This window comes from Erwinia sp. QL-Z3 (assembly GCF_004551645.1).
Lineage (GTDB): Bacteria > Pseudomonadota > Gammaproteobacteria > Enterobacterales > Enterobacteriaceae > Erwinia > Erwinia billingiae.
Map to the genome: position 1 here is coordinate 2261631 of NZ_CP037950.1, position 20070 is coordinate 2281700.

Below are 20070 nucleotides of genomic sequence, written 5' to 3' on the forward strand. Positions count from 1 at the left end.
AAAGCATCATGCGTCGTCAGGGGCGAACCAGGCGGATTTAAAATCAAACCAGCCCAGCATATTCATTCTGACTCCGCGCATACTGCGTTGACCTTCCAGCAGCAGCCAGTGATGGAACAGCGGATGCAGCGTCCAGGTGTTGATCAACTGCTTGCCCCAGTCGGCCAGCGGCAGCTTCTGTTCGCGCCAGCGTTGCGCATCCTTTTCCCAGTCCAGCGTCACGCAATGATGCACCAGCGGGATTTCGTACAGCAGCGCAAACACGGAAAATTCCAGCGGCAGGGTGAAGTTGGCGCTGCCGAGCCAGATATCGCTTTCGGCTTCGCCACGGTGCCAGACGTCATAATCGACCTGTTGGGTGATCAACTCCACGCCCTGTTCGGCGAGGATCGGCCGTAACGCATTGGCGATGCCCTGATGCTCGACGTGATCGTTATACCAGGTCAGCGTCAGGGAGGTCAGCCCGTCGGGCTTCTGGCTGGCAGCCATATCGCGGCGATGATGCCAGCGCGGCAGCAGGCCATAAGCCGGGAACCAGTAGCGTTGATAGCCAATACCGGCATGATTCAGCAGGGCGATCGGGTTGAACAGCGTGCTGACCCAGCGACGGATTTGTTCATCGCGACCCTGTTCGGATCGCTGGTCAAACAGCAGGAAGTAGCAGCCTTCTTCCAGACGACTCTCTTCCGATTTTTCTTCCAGCCCTTTGCCTTCCAGCTTAACCCCGGCATAAACCAGCTCATCACTGATTTCCGGCAGCACCCAGATATTCACTTCATCAATCAGCGCGCGGTAACCAAAATAGTCATCAAACGCCTGGATCCTCAGTTGGCTGGTCTGATTGCGCACCACCGCATACGGGCCGGTGCCAATCGGCTGACGGGCGAAGTCCGCGAGGAATGGCCACTCTTTTGGCAGGATCATGGTGCTGACGCTGCCCAGCAGCCAGGGTAGCCAGTTGTCGGGCTGATGCAGATGAATATCCAGCGTCCAGGGCGCCGAGGACTCGATGCGATCGAAATGGGCATAAAGGCGTTGGGGCTTCAGTCGCTCAAGGGTGCTGATAATGTCGGCCATCTCCAGCTCCCGGCCATGATGAAAGTGGATCGCCGGGCGCAGATAAAACCGCCAGTGCAGCGGAGAAAGCTGCTGCCAGTGGTGGGCAATATCGGCTTCGATTTCCCCATTTTCCTCATTTATCCGCGTCAGGCTGCTAAAAATCTGACGGGCAAGGTGGGTTTCAGAACGACGCAGCGGCGTACCGGGTAACAGATTCAGTAACGAGCGATAGTACATCACCCGCAGGATATGTTTCCCCTGGCGGAAACTGCGGCCAAGATGCGAGATCAGCATCTGTCTGACCGCGTTTTTATCGCCCACCAGCTGCACCAGCTGGTCGATGCGATCGTTCTCCAGCAACTCTTCCGCCCGCTGCTGTTGCAATGCCAGTCCGGTGTAATGGAAGCTGAGCTTCGAACGTTTTCCCCGCCCGGCTTCAGCCTGCCAGTCCAGCCAGCCCTGTTCCTGCATCGCATTCAGCAGATTGCGCATATGCCGGCGGGAGCAGCTCAGTTGTACCGCCAGATCGTTGAGCGTGGTCTCCTGCGGCTGGCCTTCGCAGCACTGCCACAGGCGGATAAACTGTTGTTGTAAGCGGGCAGAAGACATAAAAGAGGAACCCTTATCAGAAAGCAGTCTGTTTTTTCTTCCTTATATTAGGACGATAATGCCCGCAGATGAAAGAGCGGGAGACATTCTTCGAATGCGCTCTGACATTGATGATTCTGAGTATGGTGCCTTTCACCAGCCAGCCGGGTTAATACCTTGCTGGCTTTTTTCGCTGCTCCATGTTTTCTTCTATGCTTGCTGTTTGTCGACTCACATTTGTGGCGACTTTTTTTGAAGGATCAGCTATGAAATCGCTCCTCACGCGCCGTCGCCGTATTAATCCTGTTTACGTCGCCTTTATGGCCGTGTCGTTTATGGTGGGCGTGGCGGGTGCGCTTCAGGCTCCGACGCTTAGCCTGTTTCTGACCCGTGAAGTGGCCGTTCGCCCGTTCTGGGTCGGGCTGTTTTACACCATCAATGCGATAGCCGGCATTGCGGTGAGCATTCTGCTGGCAAAGCGCTCGGACAACCGGGGCGATCGCCGCATGCTGATCCTGTTTTGCTGCGTGATGGCGATTGGCAACGCGCTGATCTTTGCCTTCAACCGTGACTATCTGACGCTGATTACCTTTGGCGTGCTGCTCTCCGCGCTGGCCAGCGTGTCAATGCCGCAAATCTTTGCCCTTGCCCGCGAATATGCTGACAGCTCGGCCCGAGAGGTGGTGATGTTCAGTTCGGTGATGCGTGCCCAACTGTCACTGGCCTGGGTAGTCGGGCCGCCGTTGTCCTTTGCGCTGGCGCTGAATTACGGCTTCACCACCATGTTTTTGATTGCCGCCGGACTGTTTGTGGTCTGTGTGGCGCTGATCTGGTTTGCGCTGCCGTCGGTGCCGCGCGTGGAACAACCGCCTGAAGTGGTGATCACCCAAATCAGCGCGTGGAAGAATAAAGATGTGCGGCTGCTGTTTATGGCTTCATTGCTGATGTGGACCTGCAACACCATGTATATCATCGATATGCCGCTGTATATCAGCAGCGTGTTGGGGTTGCCGGATAAGCTGGCTGGATTGCTGATGGGCGTGGCGGCCGGGCTGGAAATCCCGGCGATGCTGCTGGCCGGCCATTATGTGAAGCGCTTCGGCAAACGCAAAATGATGCTGTTTGCGGTGGCGTCCGGGGCGATATTCTATCTGGGGCTGGTGGTGTTCCACGACAAAGCGGCGTTGATGGCGTTGCAGATCTTTAATGCCATCTTTATTGGTATTGTCGCCGGGATTGGCATGCTCTATTTCCAGGATCTGATGCCGGGAAGGCCCGGTGCGGCGACCACATTATTTACCAACAGTATTTCGACGGGGGTGATTCTGGCGGGCGTGATTCAGGGCGCGCTGGCGGAAACCTTTGGCCATTATTCGGTGTACTGGGCGGCATTGGTGCTGTCGATTGGGGCGCTGGTGATGTCGGCCAAAGTGAAGGATGTCTGAGGGAAGTTCGGGCGGAAGTGCTTCCGCCCGTGAGGGCAACTAACGCAGAAAGGCCGGCTGGGTTTTCTCATACGCCGTAATGTCGGCGTCATGTTGTAGCGTCAGGCCAATGTTATCCAGCCCGTTGATCAGGCAGTGTCGGCGGAAGCTGTCGATGCTGAACGCGTAGTGCCTGCCATCGGCGATGACCTCCTGCTTTTCCAGATCGACGGTGATTTCCACGCCCGGCTGTGCGGCAACCAGCTGGAACAGCGTGTCCACCTCTTCCTCGCTCAACGACACCAGCAGCAGCTGATTGTTAAACGAGTTATTGGCAAAGATATCGGCAAAATCGCTGCCGACAATCGCCTGAATACCGTAGTCAGTCAGCGCCCAGGGCGCATGCTCACGGGAGGAGCCGCAGCCAAAGTTTTCCCGCGTCAGCATAATGCTGGCACCGCGAAACGCGGGCTTGTTCAGCACGAAATCCGGGTTGGGGATCTGGCCTTCGGCATCGCTGTAACGCCAGTCGTAAAACAGGTTGCGGCCAAAACCGGTGCGCGTCACCATCTGCAAAAATTGCTTCGGGATAATCGCATCGGTATCGACGTTTGCCGCATCCATCGGCACCACGATGCCGGTATGTTGGGTAAATTTCTTCGCCATACAGCCTCTTTAAATCAGTTCGCGGATATCAGCAAAATGGCCTGCTACCGCCGCAGCCGCAGCCATTGCCGGGCTCAGCAGATGCGTGCGGCCACCGCGGCCCTGACGACCTTCGAAGTTGCGGTTGCTGGTGGATGCGCAACGCTCACCGGGATTCAGACGGTCGTTATTCATTGCCAGACACATTGAGCAGCCTGGTAAGCGCCATTCAAAACCGGCATCAAGGAAGATTTTATCCAGACCTTCCTCTTCCGCCTGTGCTTTGACCGGACCGGATCCCGGCACGACATAGGCCTGAACGCCTGGCGCAATCTTGTGGCCTTTCACCACCGATGCCGCCGCCCGCAAATCCTCAATACGTGAGTTGGTGCAGGAGCCGATAAAGACTTTGTCGATCTTCACCTCGGTCAGCCGGATGCCAGGCTGCAAATCCATATAGGCCAGCGCCTTCTCGGCTGAGGCACGCTCAACCGGATCGCTGAACGAGGCCGGATCGGGGATCAGCTCGTTAACGGCGATCACCTGGCCGGGATTGGTGCCCCAGGTAACCTGTGGCGCGATGTCCGCCGCATTTAAGGTCACCACTTTGTCGAAGTGCGCACCGCTGTCGGATTTCAGCGTCCGCCACCAGGCGACCGCTTCATCCCATTCCGCCCCTTTCGGCGCAAACTGGCGGCCACGGGCGTAATCAAAGGTGGTGTCATCCGGCGCAACCAGGCCCGCTTTCGCGCCCAGTTCAATCGCCATATTGCACAGCGTCATGCGGCCTTCCATGCTCAGGGCTTCTACCGCCGGACCACAGAATTCAACCACATGGCCATTGCCGCCGCCGCTGCCGGTTTTGCCAATGATCGCCAGCGCAATGTCCTTGGCAGTGATGCCCGGTGCGGTGTGTCCCACCACTTCAATCTTCATGGTTTTGGCGCGGGACTGCTTCAGCGTCTGGGTGGCCAGCACATGCTCAACTTCTGAGGTGCCGATACCAAATGCCAGCGCGCCAAAGGCACCGTGAGTGGAAGTATGCGAGTCGCCACAGACGATGGTCATACCCGGCAGGGACAGGCCCTGCTCAGGACCGATCACATGCACGATGCCCTGGAACGGGTGCTTGAGGTCATACAAACGCACGCCAAAGGCTTCACAGTTTTTGATCAGCATCGACATCTGGATCCGCGCCATCTCACCGCTCGCATTGATATCACGCGTCTGGGTAGAGACGTTATGATCCATGGTGGCGAAGGTCTTTGACGGCTGGCGCACCGGGCGATTGTGTGCCCGCAGACCATCAAAGGCCTGCGCGGAAGTCACTTCATGCACCAGATGACGGTCGATATACAGCAGTGGCGTCTCGCCTGGTGCTTCGTGCACCAGATGCGCATCAAACAGCTTCTCGTATAATGTTTTCATAATCAGGCTTCGCGAATGTAACGGGCGATAATCGACCCCATTTCCTCGGTGCCGACGGACTGGCCGCCACCGGCTAAATCGCCAGTACGGTGACCTTCAGCCAGCGCGCGGCTGATGGCCTGGTCAATCGCATCGGCGGCGTCTGCGGCATTCAGGCTAAAGCGCAGCAGCAGCGACAGTGACAGGATCTGGGCAATTGGGTTGGCGATGTTCTTGCCTGCGATATCCGGGGCCGATCCACCTGCCGGTTCAAACAGGCCAAAACCCTGCTCGTTCAGGCTGGCGGAAGGCAACATGCCCATCGAGCCGGTGATCATCGCACACTCATCGGACAGGATATCGCCGAACAGGTTGGAGCAAAGCATCACGTCGAATTGCGACGGCTCTTTGATCAGCTGCATGGTGGCGTTATCGATATACATATGGCTCAGTTCAACGTCCGGATAATCCTTCGCCACTTCATTCACAATCTGGCGCCACAGGATCGATGACTGCAAGACGTTCGCTTTGTCGATTGAGGTCACTTTATTGCGACGTTTGCGCGCTGACTCGAAGGCGATGCGGGCAATGCGCTCAATCTCAAAACGGTGATAGACCTCGGTATCGAACGCGCGCTCGTGCTGGCCGCTGCCTTCGCGGCCTTTTGGCTGACCAAAATAGATGCCGCCGGTCAGTTCACGCACCACCAAAATATCAAAGCCTTTCGCGGCGATATCGCTGCGCAGTGGACAGAAGGCTTCCAGCTCTTTATGCAGGCTGGCTGGGCGCAGGTTGCTGAACAGTTTAAAGTGCTTACGCAGGGGCAGCAGCGCCCCGCGCTCTGGCTGTTCGGCCGGTGGAAGGTGTTCCCATTTTGGACCACCAACAGAACCAAACAGGATCGCATCAGCCTGTTCACAGCCGGCTACCGTCGCCGCCGGCAGAGGCTCGCCGTGACGATCGATGGCGATGCCGCCAACGTCATATTCGCTGGTGGTGATGCGCAGGTTGAAGCGCTCACGAACGGCAGTCAGCACTTTACTGGCCTGAGCCATCACTTCCGGGCCGATGCCATCACCGGGCAATACTGCAATATGGTAAGAGCCTGACATGATTACACCACTTCCTTATGATCGGTTGTTTGAGATTTGCGCTGCAACTCTTGCTCAACCTGACGCGAGCGCCAGATGTTGTTCAGGGCATTGATCATCGCTTTCGCCGAAGACTCGACGATATCCGTTGCCAGACCGACGCCGTGGAATTTGCGATCGTTGTACTTCACCACGATATCCACCTGGCCCAGCGCATCTTTGCCATGGCCTTTTGCCGTGAGCTGATAGGAAACCAGCTCGGCATCGAAATCGGTAATGCGATTAACCGCCTGATAAACCGCGTCGACAGGACCGTTACCGGTTGCTGCTTCGGACTTCACGTCTTCACCGCAGGCCAGTTTGACCGACGCGGTCGCCATCACGCTTGAGCCTGACTGCACGCTGAAGTAATCCAGACGGAAATGTTCCGGCTCTTCGTTCTGCTTATTAATGAAGGCCAACGCTTCCAAATCGTAGTCGAAGACCTGGCCTTTCTTGTCAGCCAGCTTCAGGAACGCGTCGTACAGGTTATCCAGGTTGTAGTCGTTTTCTTTATAGCCCATCTCATCCATGCGGTGCTTCACGGCGGCACGGCCAGAACGGGAGGTCAGATTCAGCTGGATTTTATTCAGGCCGATAGATTCCGGGGTCATGATTTCGTAGTTTTCGCGGTTCTTCAGCACGCCATCCTGGTGGATACCGGAAGAGTGAGCGAAGGCACCGGTGCCGACTACCGCTTTGTTTGCCGGGATTGGCATATTACAAATCTGGCTGACCAGCTGGCTGGTACGGTAGATCTCATGGTGATGGATGTTGGTATTCACATTCATCAACTGGCTGCGGGTTTTGATCGCCATGATCACTTCTTCCAGCGCACAGTTACCGGCACGTTCGCCCAGACCGTTGATGGTGCCTTCAACCTGACGCGCACCGGCCTGAATGGCGGCAATGGCGTTGCCGGTGGCCATGCCCAAATCGTCATGGGTATGCACGGACAGAATGGCTTTATCAATGTTCGGCACGCGATTACGCAGCTGCGCGAAGATGTTGCTGTACTCTTCCGGCAGCGTGTAGCCCACGGTGTCCGGGATGTTGATGGTGGTGGCACCGGCGTTGATCGCCGCTTCCACCACGCGGCACAGATCGTCAATCGGCGTACGTCCGCCATCTTCGCAGGAGAATTCCACGTCGTTGGTGTAGTTACGGGCGCGTTTCACCATGGTTACCGCGCGCTCAATCACTTCGGGCAGCGTGCTGCGCAGCTTGGTGGCGATATGCATTGGCGAGGTGGCCAGGAAGGTATGGATACGGTAAGCCTCGGCCACGCGCAGGGCTTCATAGGCGGCATCGATATCTTTTTCTACGCAGCGGGCGAGGGCGCAAACACGACTGTTTTTGATCTGACGCGCAATGGTCTGGACGGATTCAAAATCACCGGGGGAAGAAATTGGGAAACCCACTTCCATCACGTCCACACCCATGCGCTCCAGCGCCAGGGCGATCTGCAGCTTTTCTTTCACACTCAGGCTGGCCTGTAAGGCCTGTTCGCCATCACGCAGAGTGGTATCGAAAATAATAACTTGTTGGCTCATCGGGATATTCCTTGTCGTGTTTGCTTTACCAGTGCTACGAGCATAAAAAAACCCGCGCATCGGCGCGGGTTCTTTAGGTTTGTAAGCCTGAATCACTGATTCATTTCTTCGCCCACAAGTCTACCGCGCAATTGGGATGCGTTTAGTAGTAGACCGAGTAGGCGAACGGTACGAATCATGTCTTCAGACCTCATAAATTTGCTGTTCCCTTATTGATACTTGATTTGCGGGGGCGATGTCAACCTTCGCCGTAAGGTTATAACGGCGGCAGCCAACGTGGCTCAGGAAAGATATTCTGGGGGGAAGCCCGTGAGCAGAACAAAAAGGAAGGCGGGCAAACAGGGATATTTTTCAGCGGGAAATGCGGCCGGATTATTCGCGCCAGGCTGGCCTTTAAAAAAGCGGTTAATCAATGGCTTGCATAGGAAAATCTTATGGCTTGCTTTGAGGCTTATGCCACTTCTCTTCAGCTAAATATGTTTGATAATTAAATGCTGGCAGCAGATAAAACTAAATTAGGCGCGATGTTTGAACAGGTGAGCTTGAATTAAGGCTGTGAGCGTTTTGATAACAAAACGATCACACTGCAAAAGAATTGCTCACCAGAACAAACCGCTTTTCTTTCAGCCTTTGGTCAGTGTATTTGTCGACAAGTCCCCATTAGCGGTAGTGCCTTGCGGACCTGGTATTCGTTAAAAGCCGTGCTTGCAGGTTTGCCTGCCAACTTTTCTACGGTTATGGTACGTCCATCAACGCATAAAAATAGCCAGGGATTCACCCTGTACCTGGATTCTGGAAATGATTTCCAGCGTCTTTGCATAAACACAGGTTTTGACCTTATCTGCCTATACGATAATTCAGCACCTTAAGAGCCTGGAGGCAAAAATGGAGATGTTGTCAGGAGCCGAGATGGTCGTCCGATCGTTGATCGATCAGGGCGTTAAACATGTATTCGGCTACCCCGGCGGGGCAGTACTTGATATCTATGATGCGCTACAAACCGTCGGCGGCATCGATCATATACTGGTTCGTCACGAGCAGGGCGCGGTGCACATGGCGGACGGCTACGCCCGTTCCACCGGTGAAGTGGGCGTGGTGCTGGTCACCTCCGGCCCAGGTGCGACCAATGCCATCACCGGCATCGCCACTGCTTATATGGATTCAATCCCATTAGTCGTGCTCTCCGGCCAGGTGCCTTCCTCACTGATTGGTTACGATGCTTTCCAGGAGTGCGACATGGTCGGGATTTCCCGCCCGGTGGTGAAGCACAGCTTTATGGTCAAGTCGGCTGAAGATATTCCGACCATCATGAAAAAGGCATTCTGGCTGGCTGCCAGCGGACGTCCTGGTCCGGTGGTGATCGATCTGCCGAAAGACATGATGAACCCGGCGAACAAATTACCGTATGTCTGGCCAGATGAAGTCAGCATGCGCTCATACAACCCGACCACTCAGGGACACAAAGGCCAGATTAAGCGCGCCTTGCAGACCTTGCTGGCGGCGAAACAGCCGGTGATCTATGCCGGCGGCGGCGTAATCACTTCCGCATGTGATGATGAGCTTCGTCAACTCGCCGAAAAACTTAACCTGCCGGTCACCTGTTCGCTGATGGGCCTGGGCGCCTTCCCCGGCACCCATCGCCAGAGCGTCGGCATGTTGGGTATGCACGGCACCTACGAAGCCAATATGACCATGCATAATGCTGACGTAATCTTCGCCGTCGGTGTGCGCTTTGATGACCGCACCACCAACAATCTGGCGAAATACTGCCCGAATGCTACCGTGCTGCATATCGACATCGATCCGACGTCTATTTCCAAGACTGTGCCGGCAGATGTGCCGATCGTCGGCGATGCTAAGCAGGTGCTGACGCAGATGCTTGAGCTACTGGAACAGGGTGACAAGCAGCAGGATTTCGACAGTCTTCGCGACTGGTGGCAGAGCATCGATCAATGGCGTTCCCGCCAGTGTCTGGAGTTCGATCGTAAGAGTGAGCAGATCAAACCTCAGGCGGTTATCGAAACCATCTGCCGTCTGACCCATGGTGAAGCCTATGTCACCTCCGACGTGGGTCAGCACCAGATGTTTGCCGCGCTCTATTATCAGTTCGACAAACCGCGTCGTTGGATCAACTCCGGTGGCCTCGGCACGATGGGCTTCGGCCTGCCCGCTGCGCTGGGCGTCAAGCTGGCGGTACCCGAAGCCACGGTGGTGTGCGTGACCGGCGACGGCAGCATCCAGATGAACATTCAGGAACTGTCCACCGCGCTGCAGTACGATCTGCCGGTGCTGGTGCTGAGCCTGAACAATCGCGTGCTGGGCATGGTGAAACAGTGGCAGGACATGATCTACTCTGGCCGTCACTCACAGTCTTATATGGAATCTTTGCCTGACTTTGTGAAACTGGCAGAAGCTTATGGCCACGTCGGCATCAATATCAGCCGGCCGGAGGATCTGGAAGCCAAGCTGACTCAGGCACTGGAAGAGTTAGGTAAAGGGCGTCTGGTGTTTGTCGATGTTAACGTCGATGGCACTGAGCACGTCTACCCGATGCATATCCGCGGCGGGGGAATGGACGAAATGTGGCTTAGCAAAACGGAGAGGACTTAATTATGCGTCGTGTTTTATCAGTACTGCTGGAAAACGAATCCGGCGCATTGTCCCGCGTGGTTGGCCTGTTCTCCCAGCGTGGCTACAACATTGAAAGCCTGACCGTGGCACCGACCGATGACCCAACGCTTTCGCGCATGACCATTCAAACCGTGGGTGATGCCAAGGTGCTGGAACAGATCGAAAAGCAGCTGCACAAGTTGGTGGACGTGCTGCGCGTGACGGAATTAGGTCAGGGCGCTTACGTCGAACGTGAAGTGATGTTGGTGAAAGTTCAGGCTACCGGTTACGGCCGCGAAGAAGTGAAACGCAGCGCTGAGATCTTCCGTGGCCAGATTGTGGATGTGACGCCTTCGCTTTATACGGTTCAGCTTACCGGCACCAGCGATAAGCTGGATGCGTTCCTCAACACCGTGCGCGAAGTGGCGGAAATTGTTGAAGTCGCCCGCTCCGGTATCGTCGGCGTTTCTCGTGGTGACCGCATTATGCGTTAATCACGCCCGGTGATTATCGCTCTCTTCTGCTAACCCAGCGTAATGCTGGGTTTTTTATTTTTTGTCTGAAAGCTAACGCACAGAAGTAAAAGCGGTTGCTCGCTAAACTGTTCTGCTGTTAGATGTAACAAATCTCTTATCCATAGCCGGGACGTGGCTATTTTCTGCGCCGTCACGGTGCTAGCGTGGGGTTATTGTGAAACTGGATGAAATTGCGCGCCTGGCCGGTGTTTCGCGCACGACTGCCAGCTATGTTATTAACGGCAAAGCTAAGCAGTATCGTGTCAGCGACAAAACCGTCGAAAAGGTCATGGCAGTCGTGCGCGAGCATAATTACCATCCCAACGCGGTGGCTGCCGGGCTCCGTGCGGGGCGTACGCGGTCGATAGGGCTGGTTATTCCTGATTTGGAGAATACCAGCTACACGCGTATTGCGAATTACCTTGAACGACAGGCGCGTCAGCGCGGCTACCAACTGCTGATTGCCTGTTCTGAAGATCAGCCCGATAACGAAATGCGCTGCGTGGAGCATCTGTTGCAGCGTCAGGTTGATGCGATCATCGTCTCAACGTCGTTACCACCGGAACATCCTTTCTATCAGCGCTGGATCAACGATCCCTTACCGATCATCGCCCTTGACCGTGCGCTGGATCGCGAGCACTTCACCAGCGTGGTCGGTGCCGATCAGGACGACGCCGAAATGCTGGCTGCGGAATTGCGCAAGCAACCGGTCGAATCGATTCTGTTTATGGGGGCCTTACCTGAGTTATCCGTCAGCTTCCTGCGCGAGATGGGTTTCCGGGATGCCTGGAAAGGGGACGAACGCACCATCGACTTTATCTACGCCAACAGCTTTGAACGGACCGCGGCAGCCGCGCTGTTCGAGAAGTGGCTGGAGACGCACGATATGCCCGATGCGCTGTTTACCACTTCCTTCGGCCTGTTGCAGGGCGTGATGGACGTGACGCTGAAACGTGAGGGACGTCTGCCAAGCAATCTGGCGATTGCCACCTTCGGCGATCATGAGCTGCTGGATTTCCTCGATTGTCCGGTGCTGGCGGTCGGCCAGCGTCATCGGGATGTGGCCGAACGGGTGCTTGAGCTGGTGCTGGCGAGTCTGGATGAACCGCGAAAACCGAAGCCAGGATTAACGCGAATCCGGCGTAATCTTTATCGGCGGGGCAGGTTAAGCCGTAAAGCGAGTTAACATTTCCACATAAAAAGGCAGCCTGACTGCCTTTTTTCTTTTTGATTGCCTGGCAAAAATCAGCCTGCGTTAACAACTGCTAAATTGTCGTGAGTTTTCTGTGACCAGGATTCACGTAAATAAAAGTAAAGGCGAATCAGTCCGCCGCTTATCATTTATCTAAATCTTCCTGATTATTAAAAATTTAGGACAAACCAGTCGACAGAAGCTCAGGCGCAGCGCGACTGAGGTAGGAATCTCTTAGGATATACCCTAAAATGCCGTCCATGTCGCAAAGTTGAGGGTGAGGAATTTACGGCGTAGAACTGGCATATTTTTGAACAATCTAATTTTACCGCAGAATTTCCTGCCACTATTCATTAGTTTATTTTTAAATTCCTGACCAGACCGCGTTCTTTTTAACTCCCTCCAGTTTTAACTGGCTCAGAAATAATTCTCTCCAACCACTGCTGCGCCTTGACAATGTTTTCCTTCGCTCCGTAAACTCCTTTGGTGGGAAATTGTGGTGTAAAGTGGTGAACAGGGGTAACTGGAGGGTGAGGCTGGCATGTTCCGTGGGGCAACGTTAGTCAATCTCGACAGCAAGGGACGGCTCGCCGTACCCACGCGCTATCGCGAAACGCTGATCGGGGAATCACAAGGGCAAATGGTTTGTACCATTGACCTTCACCAGGCATGCCTGCTGCTTTATACCCTGCCCGAATGGGAAATTATTGAACGTAAACTGGCCCGCTTATCGAGCATGAACCCGGCAGAACGCCGCGTACAGCGCCTGTTACTGGGACATGCCAGCGAGTGTCAGATGGATAATGCAGGTCGTTTGCTGGTAGCCACAACGCTACGTCAGCATGCGAATTTGACCAAAGAAGTGATGCTGGTTGGACAGTTCAACAAGTTTGAGCTGTGGGATGAACAGACCTGGTATCAACAAGTCAGGGAGGATATTGACGCAGAGCAGTCGACTCAGGAACCGTTATCTGAGCGTTTGCAGGATTTGTCACTATAGCTATGCAGGATAATTTCAAACATACCACGGTGCTGTTAGATGAGGCGGTAAATGGCCTCAACATTAAATCTGACGGCATTTATCTCGATGGCACCTTTGGACGAGGTGGACATTCGCGCCTGATCCTCTCTCAACTGGGAGAGCACGGTCGTCTCTATGCCATAGACCGCGATCCGCAGGCGATTGCCGCCGCCGCAGAGATCACTGACCCACGTTTCCAGATCATCCATGGCCCTTTTTCCGCGCTGGCAGACTATGCCGACGAACTCGGCCTGACCGGCAAGATCGACGGCATTCTGCTGGATCTTGGCGTGTCATCGCCGCAGCTGGATGATGCCGAACGCGGGTTCTCCTTTATGCGTGATGGACCGCTGGATATGCGCATGGATCCCACCAAAGGACAGTCGGCTTCGCAGTGGTTACTGCAGGCTGAAGAGAGCGATATTGCTTTTGTGCTGAAGACCTTTGGCGAAGAACGTTTTGCCAAGCGTATTGCCCGCGCCATCGTTGAACGCAACCGCGAACAGCCGATGACGCGCACCAAAGAGCTGGCGGATGTGATCTACGCCGCCACGCCAGTGAAAGACAAGTTTAAGCACCCGGCGACCCGCAGTTTCCAGGCGATCCGCATTTGGGTCAACAGCGAGCTGGAAGAGATTGAGCAGGCCTTGAAAGGCGCGCTGACGGCTCTGGCACCGGAAGGTCGTTTATCGGTGATCAGCTTCCATTCACTGGAAGACCGTATCGTTAAACGCTTTATGCGCGAGCAGAGTCGCGGACCTCAGGTCCCCGCCGGGATCCCGATGACCGAAGCGCAGCTGGCTAAGCTGGGTGGGCGCCACCTCAAAGCCTTCGGCAAAATGATGCCGGGTGACGAGGAAGTGAAAGAGAATCCACGCGCCCGCAGTTCTGTCTTACGCGTCGCAGAGAGGACGGCGTCATGATTGGCAACGAGCGACACAGCTTACCGGGCGTGATCGGCGGCGATATCCTTCGCCACGGTAAAATCCCGGTGATCCTCGCTGTCGCTGTGCTGATCTCAGCGGTGTTAGTGGTGACCACGGCGCATAAAACGCGCCTGCTCACCGCACAGCGCGAACAGTTAGTGCTGGAGCGGGACGCGCTGGATATCGAATGGCGCAACCTGATCCTGGAAGAGAATGCCCTCGGCGATCACAGCCGGGTTGAGAGGACGGCAACGGAAAAACTGCAAATGCAGCATGTCGATCCATCGCAGGAAAACATCGTGGTACAACCTTAAGGGACTGAATGAAAGCCGCAAGCAACAAGAAGGTTAAACGCAGCGAGAATCCGGCCAGCTTTGTAAGCTGGCGTTTTGCGTTGTTGTGCGGCTGCATTTTCCTTGGCCTGGTCTTCCTGCTCTCCCGTGTGGCTTATCTGCAGGTGATCAACCCGGACAAACTGGTGCGCGAAGGCGATATGCGTTCGCTTCGCGTGCAGGCCGTGCCAACGTCTCGCGGCATGATTACCGACCGCGCCGGACGCCCTCTGGCGGTCAGCGTGCCGGTCAATGCTATCTGGGCTGACCCGAAAGAACTTCACGATAAGGGCGGTATTACTCTTGATAGCCGCTGGAAAGCGCTGTCGGATGCCCTGTCCATTCCGCTGGACCAGCTTGCCGCCCGAGTCAACGCCAATCCGAAAGGCCGCTTTGTCTATCTGGCGCGCCAGGTCAATCCTGCCATCGGCGATTACATCAAAAAACTGAAGCTGCCCGGCATCTTCCTGCGCGAAGAGTCACGCCGTTACTATCCGGCAGGCCAGGTCACCTCGCACCTGATCGGTTTTACCAATATTGATGGCCAGGGGATTGAAGGCGTTGAGAAAAGCTTCGATAAATGGCTGACCGGCCAACCGGGTGAGCGAACGGTGCGTAAAGACCGTCACGGCCGCGTGATTGAAGACATCTCCTCGGTCGACAGTCGTGCTGCACATAATCTCGCGCTGAGCATCGACGAACGTTTACAGGCGCTGGTCTATCGCGAACTCAACAACGCGGTGGCCTTCAATAAAGCCGAGTCCGGCACCGCAGTGCTGGTTGATGTCAACACCGGCGAAGTGCTGGCAATGGCGAACAGCCCGGCTTACAACCCCAATAATCTCACTGGCACCACCAAAGACGTGATGCGTAACCGCGCCATCACCGACATCTTTGAACCGGGTTCTACCGTGAAACCGATGGTGGTGATGACCGCGCTGCAACGTGGCGTGGTGAAAGAAAACAGCGTGCTGAATACCGTTCCGTATCGCGTCAATGGCCATGAAATCAAAGACGTGGCGCGCTACAACGAACTGACCCTGACCGGGGTTCTGCAGAAATCGAGTAACGTCGGTGTTTCAAAGCTGGCGTTAGCGATGCCATCCTCAGCGTTAGTAGATACTTACGCACGCTTTGGATTGGGTAAGGCGACCAATTTGGGGTTGGTCGGAGAAAGCAGTGGCTTATATCCTCAAAAACAACGGTGGTCTGACATAGAGAGGGCCACCTTCTCTTTCGGCTACGGGCTAATGGTAACGCCGTTACAGTTAGCGCGAGTCTACTCAACGATTGGCAGTTATGGCGTTCTGCGCCCGCTGTCTATTACCAAAGTTGATCCGCCGGTGGCGGGTGAACGCGTCTTCCCTGAAGAGCTGGTCCGCACCGTCATGCATATGATGGAGAGCGTTGCTCTGCCGGGCGGCGGCGGCGTGAAGGCCGCCATCAAGGGCTATCGTATCGCCATTAAAACGGGTACCGCGAAGAAAGTCGGGCCGGATGGCGGATACGTTAACAAGTACATCGCTTATACCGCAGGTGTTGCACCTGCAAGCCGTCCTCGTTTTGCGCTGGTTGTGGTGATTAACGATCCACAGGGTGGCAAATATTACGGTGGTGCAGTTTCTGCACCGGTGTTTGGCGCGATCATGGGCGGCGTACTGCGCACCATGAATATTGAACCGGATGCGCTGCCACCGACACCGACGGAAAAAACCGAGATGGTAGAGAACAGAAGAGAGGGATCCAGTGACCGATCGTAGTTTGCGCGACTTACTGGCCCCGTGGGTGCCTGGAGCACCTGAGCGGGCGCTGCATGAAATGATCCTGGACAGCCGCGAGGCTGCGTCCGGCGATCTGTTCGTCGCGATTAAAGGTCATGCGGCCGATGGTCGCCGCTTTATTCCACAAGCTATCGCCCAGGGCGTTGCCGCAGTGATAGCCGATGCAGAGGGTGAAGCTGAAGATGGCGACATCACCGAAATGCACGGCGTGCCGGTGATTTATCTCGCACAGCTTTCGCAGCGTTTATCGGCGCTGGCCGGACGCTTCTACCAGCAGCCGGGCGATAAGCTCCGTCTGATTGGTGTGACCGGCACCAACGGTAAGACCACGACGACGCAACTGCTGGCGCAATGGGGCCAGTTACTGGGTGAAACCGGGGCGGTGATGGGTACCGTGGGCAATGGCCTGTACGGCCATCTTGTTCCGGCAGAAAACACCACCGGTTCTGCGGTTGAGGTTCAGCAAACGTTGCACTCACTGGTTGAGCAGGGCGCGACGCTGGCGGCGATGGAGATCTCTTCGCACGGTCTGGTACAGCATCGCGTTGCGGCACTGCCTTTCGCCGCGGCCGCTTTCACCAATCTGAGCCGTGACCACCTTGATTATCATGGTGATATGGCGCGCTACGAAGCCGCGAAATGGCTGCTGTTCTCTGAACATCAGGTCGGCCAGATCATCGTCAATGCCGATGATGAAGTCGGTCGCCGCTGGTTGCAGAAGCTGCCGGATGCGGTCGCGGTCACCATGGAAGACAACATTGATCCCGGCTGCCATGGCCGCTGGCTGCAGGCGACAGAAGTCGATTACCACGACAACGGCGCTAAAATCCGCTTCGATTCCAGCTGGGGCGAAGGGGAAATTGAGAGCCGCCTGATGGGCGCGTTCAACGTCAGTAACCTGCTGGTAGCGTTAGGCACGCTGCTGGCGCTGGGTTATCCGCTGGATTCGCTGATTGCCACCGGCAATCAACTGCAGCCGGTGACGGGCCGTATGGAAGTGTTTAGTGCACCAGGCAAGCCGACGGTGGTGGGGGATTATGCCCACACGCCGGATGCATTGGAAAAGGCGCTGGAAGCCGCGCGTCTGCACTGTACAGGCAAACTGTGGTGCGTCTTTGGCTGCGGCGGCGATCGTGACAAAGGTAAGCGCCCACTTATGGGTGCTATCGCCGAGCAATTCTCTGACGTGGTGGTGATCACCGATGACAATCCGCGCAGCGAAGATCCTGCGGCTATCGTCGCCGATGTGCTGAGCGGGCTGCTGGATGCCGGTCGCGCTCGCGTTATGCCAGGACGCGCGCAAGCGGTCACTAACACGGTGATGCAGGCGCAGGACGGCGACATCGTGCTGGTAGCCGGCAAAGGCCACGAAGATTATCAGATAGTTGGCAACCGCCGACTGGACTACTCAGACCGCATTACGGTCGCCCGTCTGCTGGGAGTGATCGCATGATTACACTGACTCTGCAAAAGCTGGCCGACTTAACTGGCGGCAAACTGTTCGGTGGTGACCTGTCCGTCGATGAAGTCACCACCGACACTCGCAAAGTCAGCGCGGGTTGCCTGTTCATCGCCCTACAGGGTGAACGTTTTGATGCCCATGACTTTGTGGGTGAGGCGATGGCAGCCGGTGCATCCGCACTTCTGGTTAGTAAGCACGTAACTGTGGCTGTGCCTCAGGTCGTGGTGGCTGATACCCGCATCGCGCTGGGTCAGCTGGCCGGCTGGGTGCGTCAGCAATCCACCGCGCGCGTGGTAGCTCTGACCGGATCCTCAGGTAAAACCTCGGTGAAAGAGATGACGGCCGCCATTCTTCGTGAATGTGGCGAGACGCTCTATACCGCAGGAAACCTGAATAATGATATTGGGGTGCCCCTGACCCTGTTGCGCCTGAATGCCTCGCATCAATATGCAGTCGTCGAGCTGGGTGCCAATCACCAGGGCGAAATTGCCTACACCACAGAAATTACCCGTCCAGAAACGGCGTTGGTGAATAACCTGGCGGCCGCGCATCTGGAAGGATTTGGATCGCTGGCGGGTGTGGCTAAAGCCAAAGGCGAAATTTTCCAGGGATTGCCAATCAACGGCACGGCGATCCTCAATGCAGACAGCAATGACTGGCCGCACTGGCAGCATTCCCTGCACAGCAAAACGGTCTGGCGTTTTTCCTCCGCGCCGCAAGCTGACAGCGACTTCTCCGCGACCGACGTTAAGGTCACCAGCAGCGGTACGCACTTCGTGATGATCACGCCTGCTGGCAGCATCGCCATTCAGCTCCCGCTGCCGGGACGCCACAATATTGCCAATGCGCTGGCCGCTGCGGCACTGGCGTTGTCGGTCGATGCCCCATTAAGCGCTATCCAGAAGGGATTAAGCCATCTTCAGGCCGTACCGGGACGTTTATATCCGGTAGCGCTGGCTGAGAACAAACTGCTGCTGGATGACAGTTACAACGCCAACGTCGGTTCAATGACGGCTGCCGCACAGGTGCTGTCCGAGATGCCGGGTTACCGCGTGATGGTGGTAGGCGATATGGGCGAGCTGGGCGATGAGGCAGAAGAGTGCCATCGCGAAGTGGGCGAAGCCGCACGGCTGGCAGGAATCGATAAAGTTCTGAGCGTTGGCAAGATGAGTCACCTTATCAGTGAAGCCAGCGGCGCAGGAGAGCATTTACAAGACAAGGCGGCCGTTACGGCACGCCTGCAGACGCTGCTCGCTGAGCATGACGTCATCACTATTTTAGTCAAAGGTTCGCGTAGTGCCGCCATGGAGCAGGTAGTACAGAGCTTACAGGAGAAAGGAACATGCTAGTCTGGCTGGCCGAACATTTGGTCACTTTTTATTCTGGCTTCAACGTCTTTTCCTATCTGACGTTTCGCGCCATTGTCAGCCTGCTGACCGCCCTGTTTATCTCTTTGTGGATGGGGCCGAAAATGATCGCCCGTCTGCAGGAAATGTCCTTTGGTCAGGTCGTCCGTAACGACGGTCCGGAATCACACTTCAGCAAACGCGGCACGCCGACGATGGGCGGGGTGATGATCCTGTTCTCCATCACCGTATCCGTGCTGATGTGGGCTTATCCTTCTAACCCGTACGTCTGGTGCGTGCTGGTGGTATTAGTCGGCTTCGGCATCATCGGATTTGTCGACGACTACCGCAAAGTGGTGCGTAAAGATACCAAAGGGCTGATCGCCCGCTGGAAATACTTCTGGATGTCGGTGATCTCGCTGGGTGTCGCCTTCGGGTTGTACATCGCCGGTAAAGGGACGCCAGCCACTGAGTTAGTGGTGCCGTTCTTCAAAGACATCATGCCGCAGCTGGGCCTGTTCTATGTGGTGCTGGCGTACTTCGTGATTGTCGGCACCGGCAACGCCGTTAACCTGACCGATGGCCTCGATGGCCTGGCCATTATGCCGACCGTGTTTGTCGCCGCCGGTTTTGCGCTGGTCGCCTGGGCAACGGGTAACGTCAAGTTTGCTGAATACCTGCACATTCCCTATCTGCGCCATGCCGGCGAGCTGGTGATCGTTTGTACGGCGATCGTCGGAGCCGGTCTGGGTTTCCTGTGGTTCAACACCTATCCGGCGCAGGTCTTTATGGGCGATGTCGGCTCTCTGGCGTTGGGCGGCGCGCTGGGCACCATTGCCGTGCTGCTGCGTCAGGAATTCCTGCTGGTGATCATGGGCGGCGTGTTTGTGGTTGAAACCCTGTCGGTGATCCTGCAGGTGGGTTCCTTCAAATTACGCGGTCAGCGCATTTTCCGTATGGCGCCGATCCACCACCATTACGAACTTAAAGGCTGGCCGGAACCGCGCGTGATTGTGCGCTTTTGGATTATTTCTCTGATGCTGGTGCTGATTGGCCTGGCAACACTGAAGGTGCGGTAA

Annotated in this window: 16 protein-coding genes; 11 read left to right on the forward strand and 5 right to left on the reverse strand. The window is 56.0% G+C overall.

What is annotated here, in order from left to right; translation table 11 throughout:
• Positions 1 to 6 precede the first annotated feature (6 nt).
• Positions 7 to 1668, reverse strand: coding sequence for an HTH-type transcriptional regulator SgrR (gene sgrR, locus E2F51_RS10965; protein ID WP_134823469.1), 1662 nt, complete (start codon positions 1666 to 1668; stop codon positions 7 to 9).
• Positions 1669 to 1913: 245 nt separating this feature from the next.
• On the opposite strand from sgrR, the gene E2F51_RS10970 reads away from it, so the two are divergent.
• Entirely contained in the window at positions 1914 to 3092 is a 1179-nt protein-coding gene (locus E2F51_RS10970; protein ID WP_013200739.1) for a sugar efflux transporter, read from the forward strand.
• A 39-nt stretch (positions 3093 to 3131) separates the two neighbouring features.
• On the opposite strand, the gene leuD is transcribed toward E2F51_RS10970, so the two are convergent.
• The 4 genes from leuD to leuA are packed head-to-tail and all read right to left on the reverse strand — an operon-like array spanning position 3132 to position 7806.
• Complete coding sequence (gene leuD / locus E2F51_RS10975; RefSeq protein WP_134823470.1) at positions 3132 to 3737, reverse strand: 3-isopropylmalate dehydratase small subunit; 606 nt, start codon at positions 3735 to 3737, stop codon at positions 3132 to 3134.
• A 9-nt stretch (positions 3738 to 3746) separates the two neighbouring features.
• Positions 3747 to 5144, reverse strand: coding sequence for a 3-isopropylmalate dehydratase large subunit (gene leuC, locus E2F51_RS10980; RefSeq protein ID WP_134823471.1), 1398 nt, complete (start codon positions 5142 to 5144; stop codon positions 3747 to 3749).
• 2 nt (positions 5145 to 5146) lie between these two features.
• The gene (gene leuB, locus E2F51_RS10985) at positions 5147 to 6235 is read right to left on the reverse strand and encodes a 3-isopropylmalate dehydrogenase (RefSeq protein ID WP_134823472.1); all 1089 of its coding nucleotides are present in this window, start codon (positions 6233 to 6235) and stop codon (positions 5147 to 5149) included.
• A gap of 2 nt (positions 6236 to 6237) precedes the next feature.
• Positions 6238 to 7806, reverse strand: a complete 1569-nt coding sequence (gene leuA / locus E2F51_RS10990; protein ID WP_013200743.1) for a 2-isopropylmalate synthase — start codon at positions 7804 to 7806, stop codon at positions 6238 to 6240.
• 885 nt (positions 7807 to 8691) lie between these two features.
• Between leuA and ilvI the strand changes: the two genes are divergently transcribed.
• The 10 genes from ilvI (at position 8692) to mraY (ending at position 20070) form a co-directional block, all read left to right on the forward strand.
• Positions 8692 to 10416 carry an acetolactate synthase 3 large subunit gene (gene ilvI, locus E2F51_RS11000; protein WP_134823474.1) on the forward strand — a complete coding sequence of 575 codons (1725 nt, stop codon included), beginning with the start codon at positions 8692 to 8694 and terminating at the stop codon, positions 10414 to 10416.
• A gap of 2 nt (positions 10417 to 10418) precedes the next feature.
• A complete protein-coding gene (gene ilvN, locus E2F51_RS11005; protein WP_013200745.1) occupies positions 10419 to 10910 on the forward strand; it encodes an acetolactate synthase small subunit in 492 nt (163 codons plus the stop codon).
• Positions 10911 to 11106: 196 nt separating this feature from the next.
• Positions 11107 to 12117, forward strand: a complete 1011-nt coding sequence (gene cra / locus E2F51_RS11010) for a catabolite repressor/activator (RefSeq protein ID WP_013200746.1) — start codon at positions 11107 to 11109, stop codon at positions 12115 to 12117.
• A gap of 547 nt (positions 12118 to 12664) precedes the next feature.
• Positions 12665 to 13123, forward strand: a complete 459-nt coding sequence (mraZ, locus tag E2F51_RS11015) for a division/cell wall cluster transcriptional repressor MraZ (protein WP_013200747.1) — start codon at positions 12665 to 12667, stop codon at positions 13121 to 13123.
• 2 nt (positions 13124 to 13125) lie between these two features.
• Positions 13126 to 14067 carry a 16S rRNA (cytosine(1402)-N(4))-methyltransferase RsmH gene (gene rsmH, locus E2F51_RS11020; RefSeq protein WP_013200748.1) on the forward strand — a complete coding sequence of 314 codons (942 nt, stop codon included), beginning with the start codon at positions 13126 to 13128 and terminating at the stop codon, positions 14065 to 14067.
• Positions 14064 to 14384 carry a cell division protein FtsL gene (gene ftsL / locus E2F51_RS11025; protein ID WP_013200749.1) on the forward strand — a complete coding sequence of 107 codons (321 nt, stop codon included), beginning with the start codon at positions 14064 to 14066 and terminating at the stop codon, positions 14382 to 14384. The genes rsmH and ftsL overlap by 4 nt, the downstream gene beginning before the upstream one ends.
• 8 nt (positions 14385 to 14392) lie before the next feature.
• Positions 14393 to 16162 carry a peptidoglycan glycosyltransferase FtsI gene (locus E2F51_RS11030; RefSeq protein ID WP_013200750.1) on the forward strand — a complete coding sequence of 590 codons (1770 nt, stop codon included), beginning with the start codon at positions 14393 to 14395 and terminating at the stop codon, positions 16160 to 16162.
• Positions 16149 to 17636: a UDP-N-acetylmuramoyl-L-alanyl-D-glutamate--2,6-diaminopimelate ligase gene (gene murE, locus E2F51_RS11035; RefSeq protein ID WP_134823475.1), complete on the forward strand. Its 1488-nt coding sequence runs from the start codon at positions 16149 to 16151 to the stop codon at positions 17634 to 17636. The genes E2F51_RS11030 and murE overlap by 14 nt, the downstream gene beginning before the upstream one ends.
• Complete coding sequence (gene murF / locus E2F51_RS11040) at positions 17633 to 18994, forward strand: UDP-N-acetylmuramoyl-tripeptide--D-alanyl-D-alanine ligase (protein WP_134823476.1); 1362 nt, start codon at positions 17633 to 17635, stop codon at positions 18992 to 18994. Before murE ends, murF begins: the two co-directional genes overlap by 4 nt.
• Positions 18988 to 20070: a phospho-N-acetylmuramoyl-pentapeptide-transferase gene (gene mraY / locus E2F51_RS11045; RefSeq protein ID WP_013200753.1), complete on the forward strand. Its 1083-nt coding sequence runs from the start codon at positions 18988 to 18990 to the stop codon at positions 20068 to 20070. Before murF ends, mraY begins: the two co-directional genes overlap by 7 nt.

Bases quoted from the DNA above. Each gene is read 5' to 3' on its own strand.
- leuB (WP_134823472.1), bottom strand. From the start codon at position 6,235: ATGTCAGGCTCTTACCATATTGCAGTATTGCCCGGTGATGGCATCGGC.
- E2F51_RS11030 (WP_013200750.1), top strand. From the start codon at position 14,393: ATGAAAGCCGCAAGCAACAAGAAGGTTAAACGCAGCGAGAATCCGGCC.
- ftsL (WP_013200749.1), top strand. From the start codon at position 14,064: ATGATTGGCAACGAGCGACACAGCTTACCGGGCGTGATCGGCGGCGAT.
- rsmH (WP_013200748.1), top strand. From the start codon at position 13,126: ATGCAGGATAATTTCAAACATACCACGGTGCTGTTAGATGAGGCGGTA.
- leuD (WP_134823470.1), bottom strand. From the start codon at position 3,737: ATGGCGAAGAAATTTACCCAACATACCGGCATCGTGGTGCCGATGGAT.
- mraY (WP_013200753.1), top strand. From the start codon at position 18,988: ATGCTAGTCTGGCTGGCCGAACATTTGGTCACTTTTTATTCTGGCTTC.
- murF (WP_134823476.1), top strand. From the start codon at position 17,633: ATGATTACACTGACTCTGCAAAAGCTGGCCGACTTAACTGGCGGCAAA.
- leuC (WP_134823471.1), bottom strand. From the start codon at position 5,144: ATGAAAACATTATACGAGAAGCTGTTTGATGCGCATCTGGTGCACGAA.
- ilvI (WP_134823474.1), top strand. From the start codon at position 8,692: ATGGAGATGTTGTCAGGAGCCGAGATGGTCGTCCGATCGTTGATCGAT.
- ilvN (WP_013200745.1), top strand. From the start codon at position 10,419: ATGCGTCGTGTTTTATCAGTACTGCTGGAAAACGAATCCGGCGCATTG.
- mraZ (WP_013200747.1), top strand. From the start codon at position 12,665: ATGTTCCGTGGGGCAACGTTAGTCAATCTCGACAGCAAGGGACGGCTC.
- leuA (WP_013200743.1), bottom strand. From the start codon at position 7,806: ATGAGCCAACAAGTTATTATTTTCGATACCACTCTGCGTGATGGCGAA.
- sgrR (WP_134823469.1), bottom strand. From the start codon at position 1,668: ATGTCTTCTGCCCGCTTACAACAACAGTTTATCCGCCTGTGGCAGTGC.
- E2F51_RS10970 (WP_013200739.1), top strand. From the start codon at position 1,914: ATGAAATCGCTCCTCACGCGCCGTCGCCGTATTAATCCTGTTTACGTC.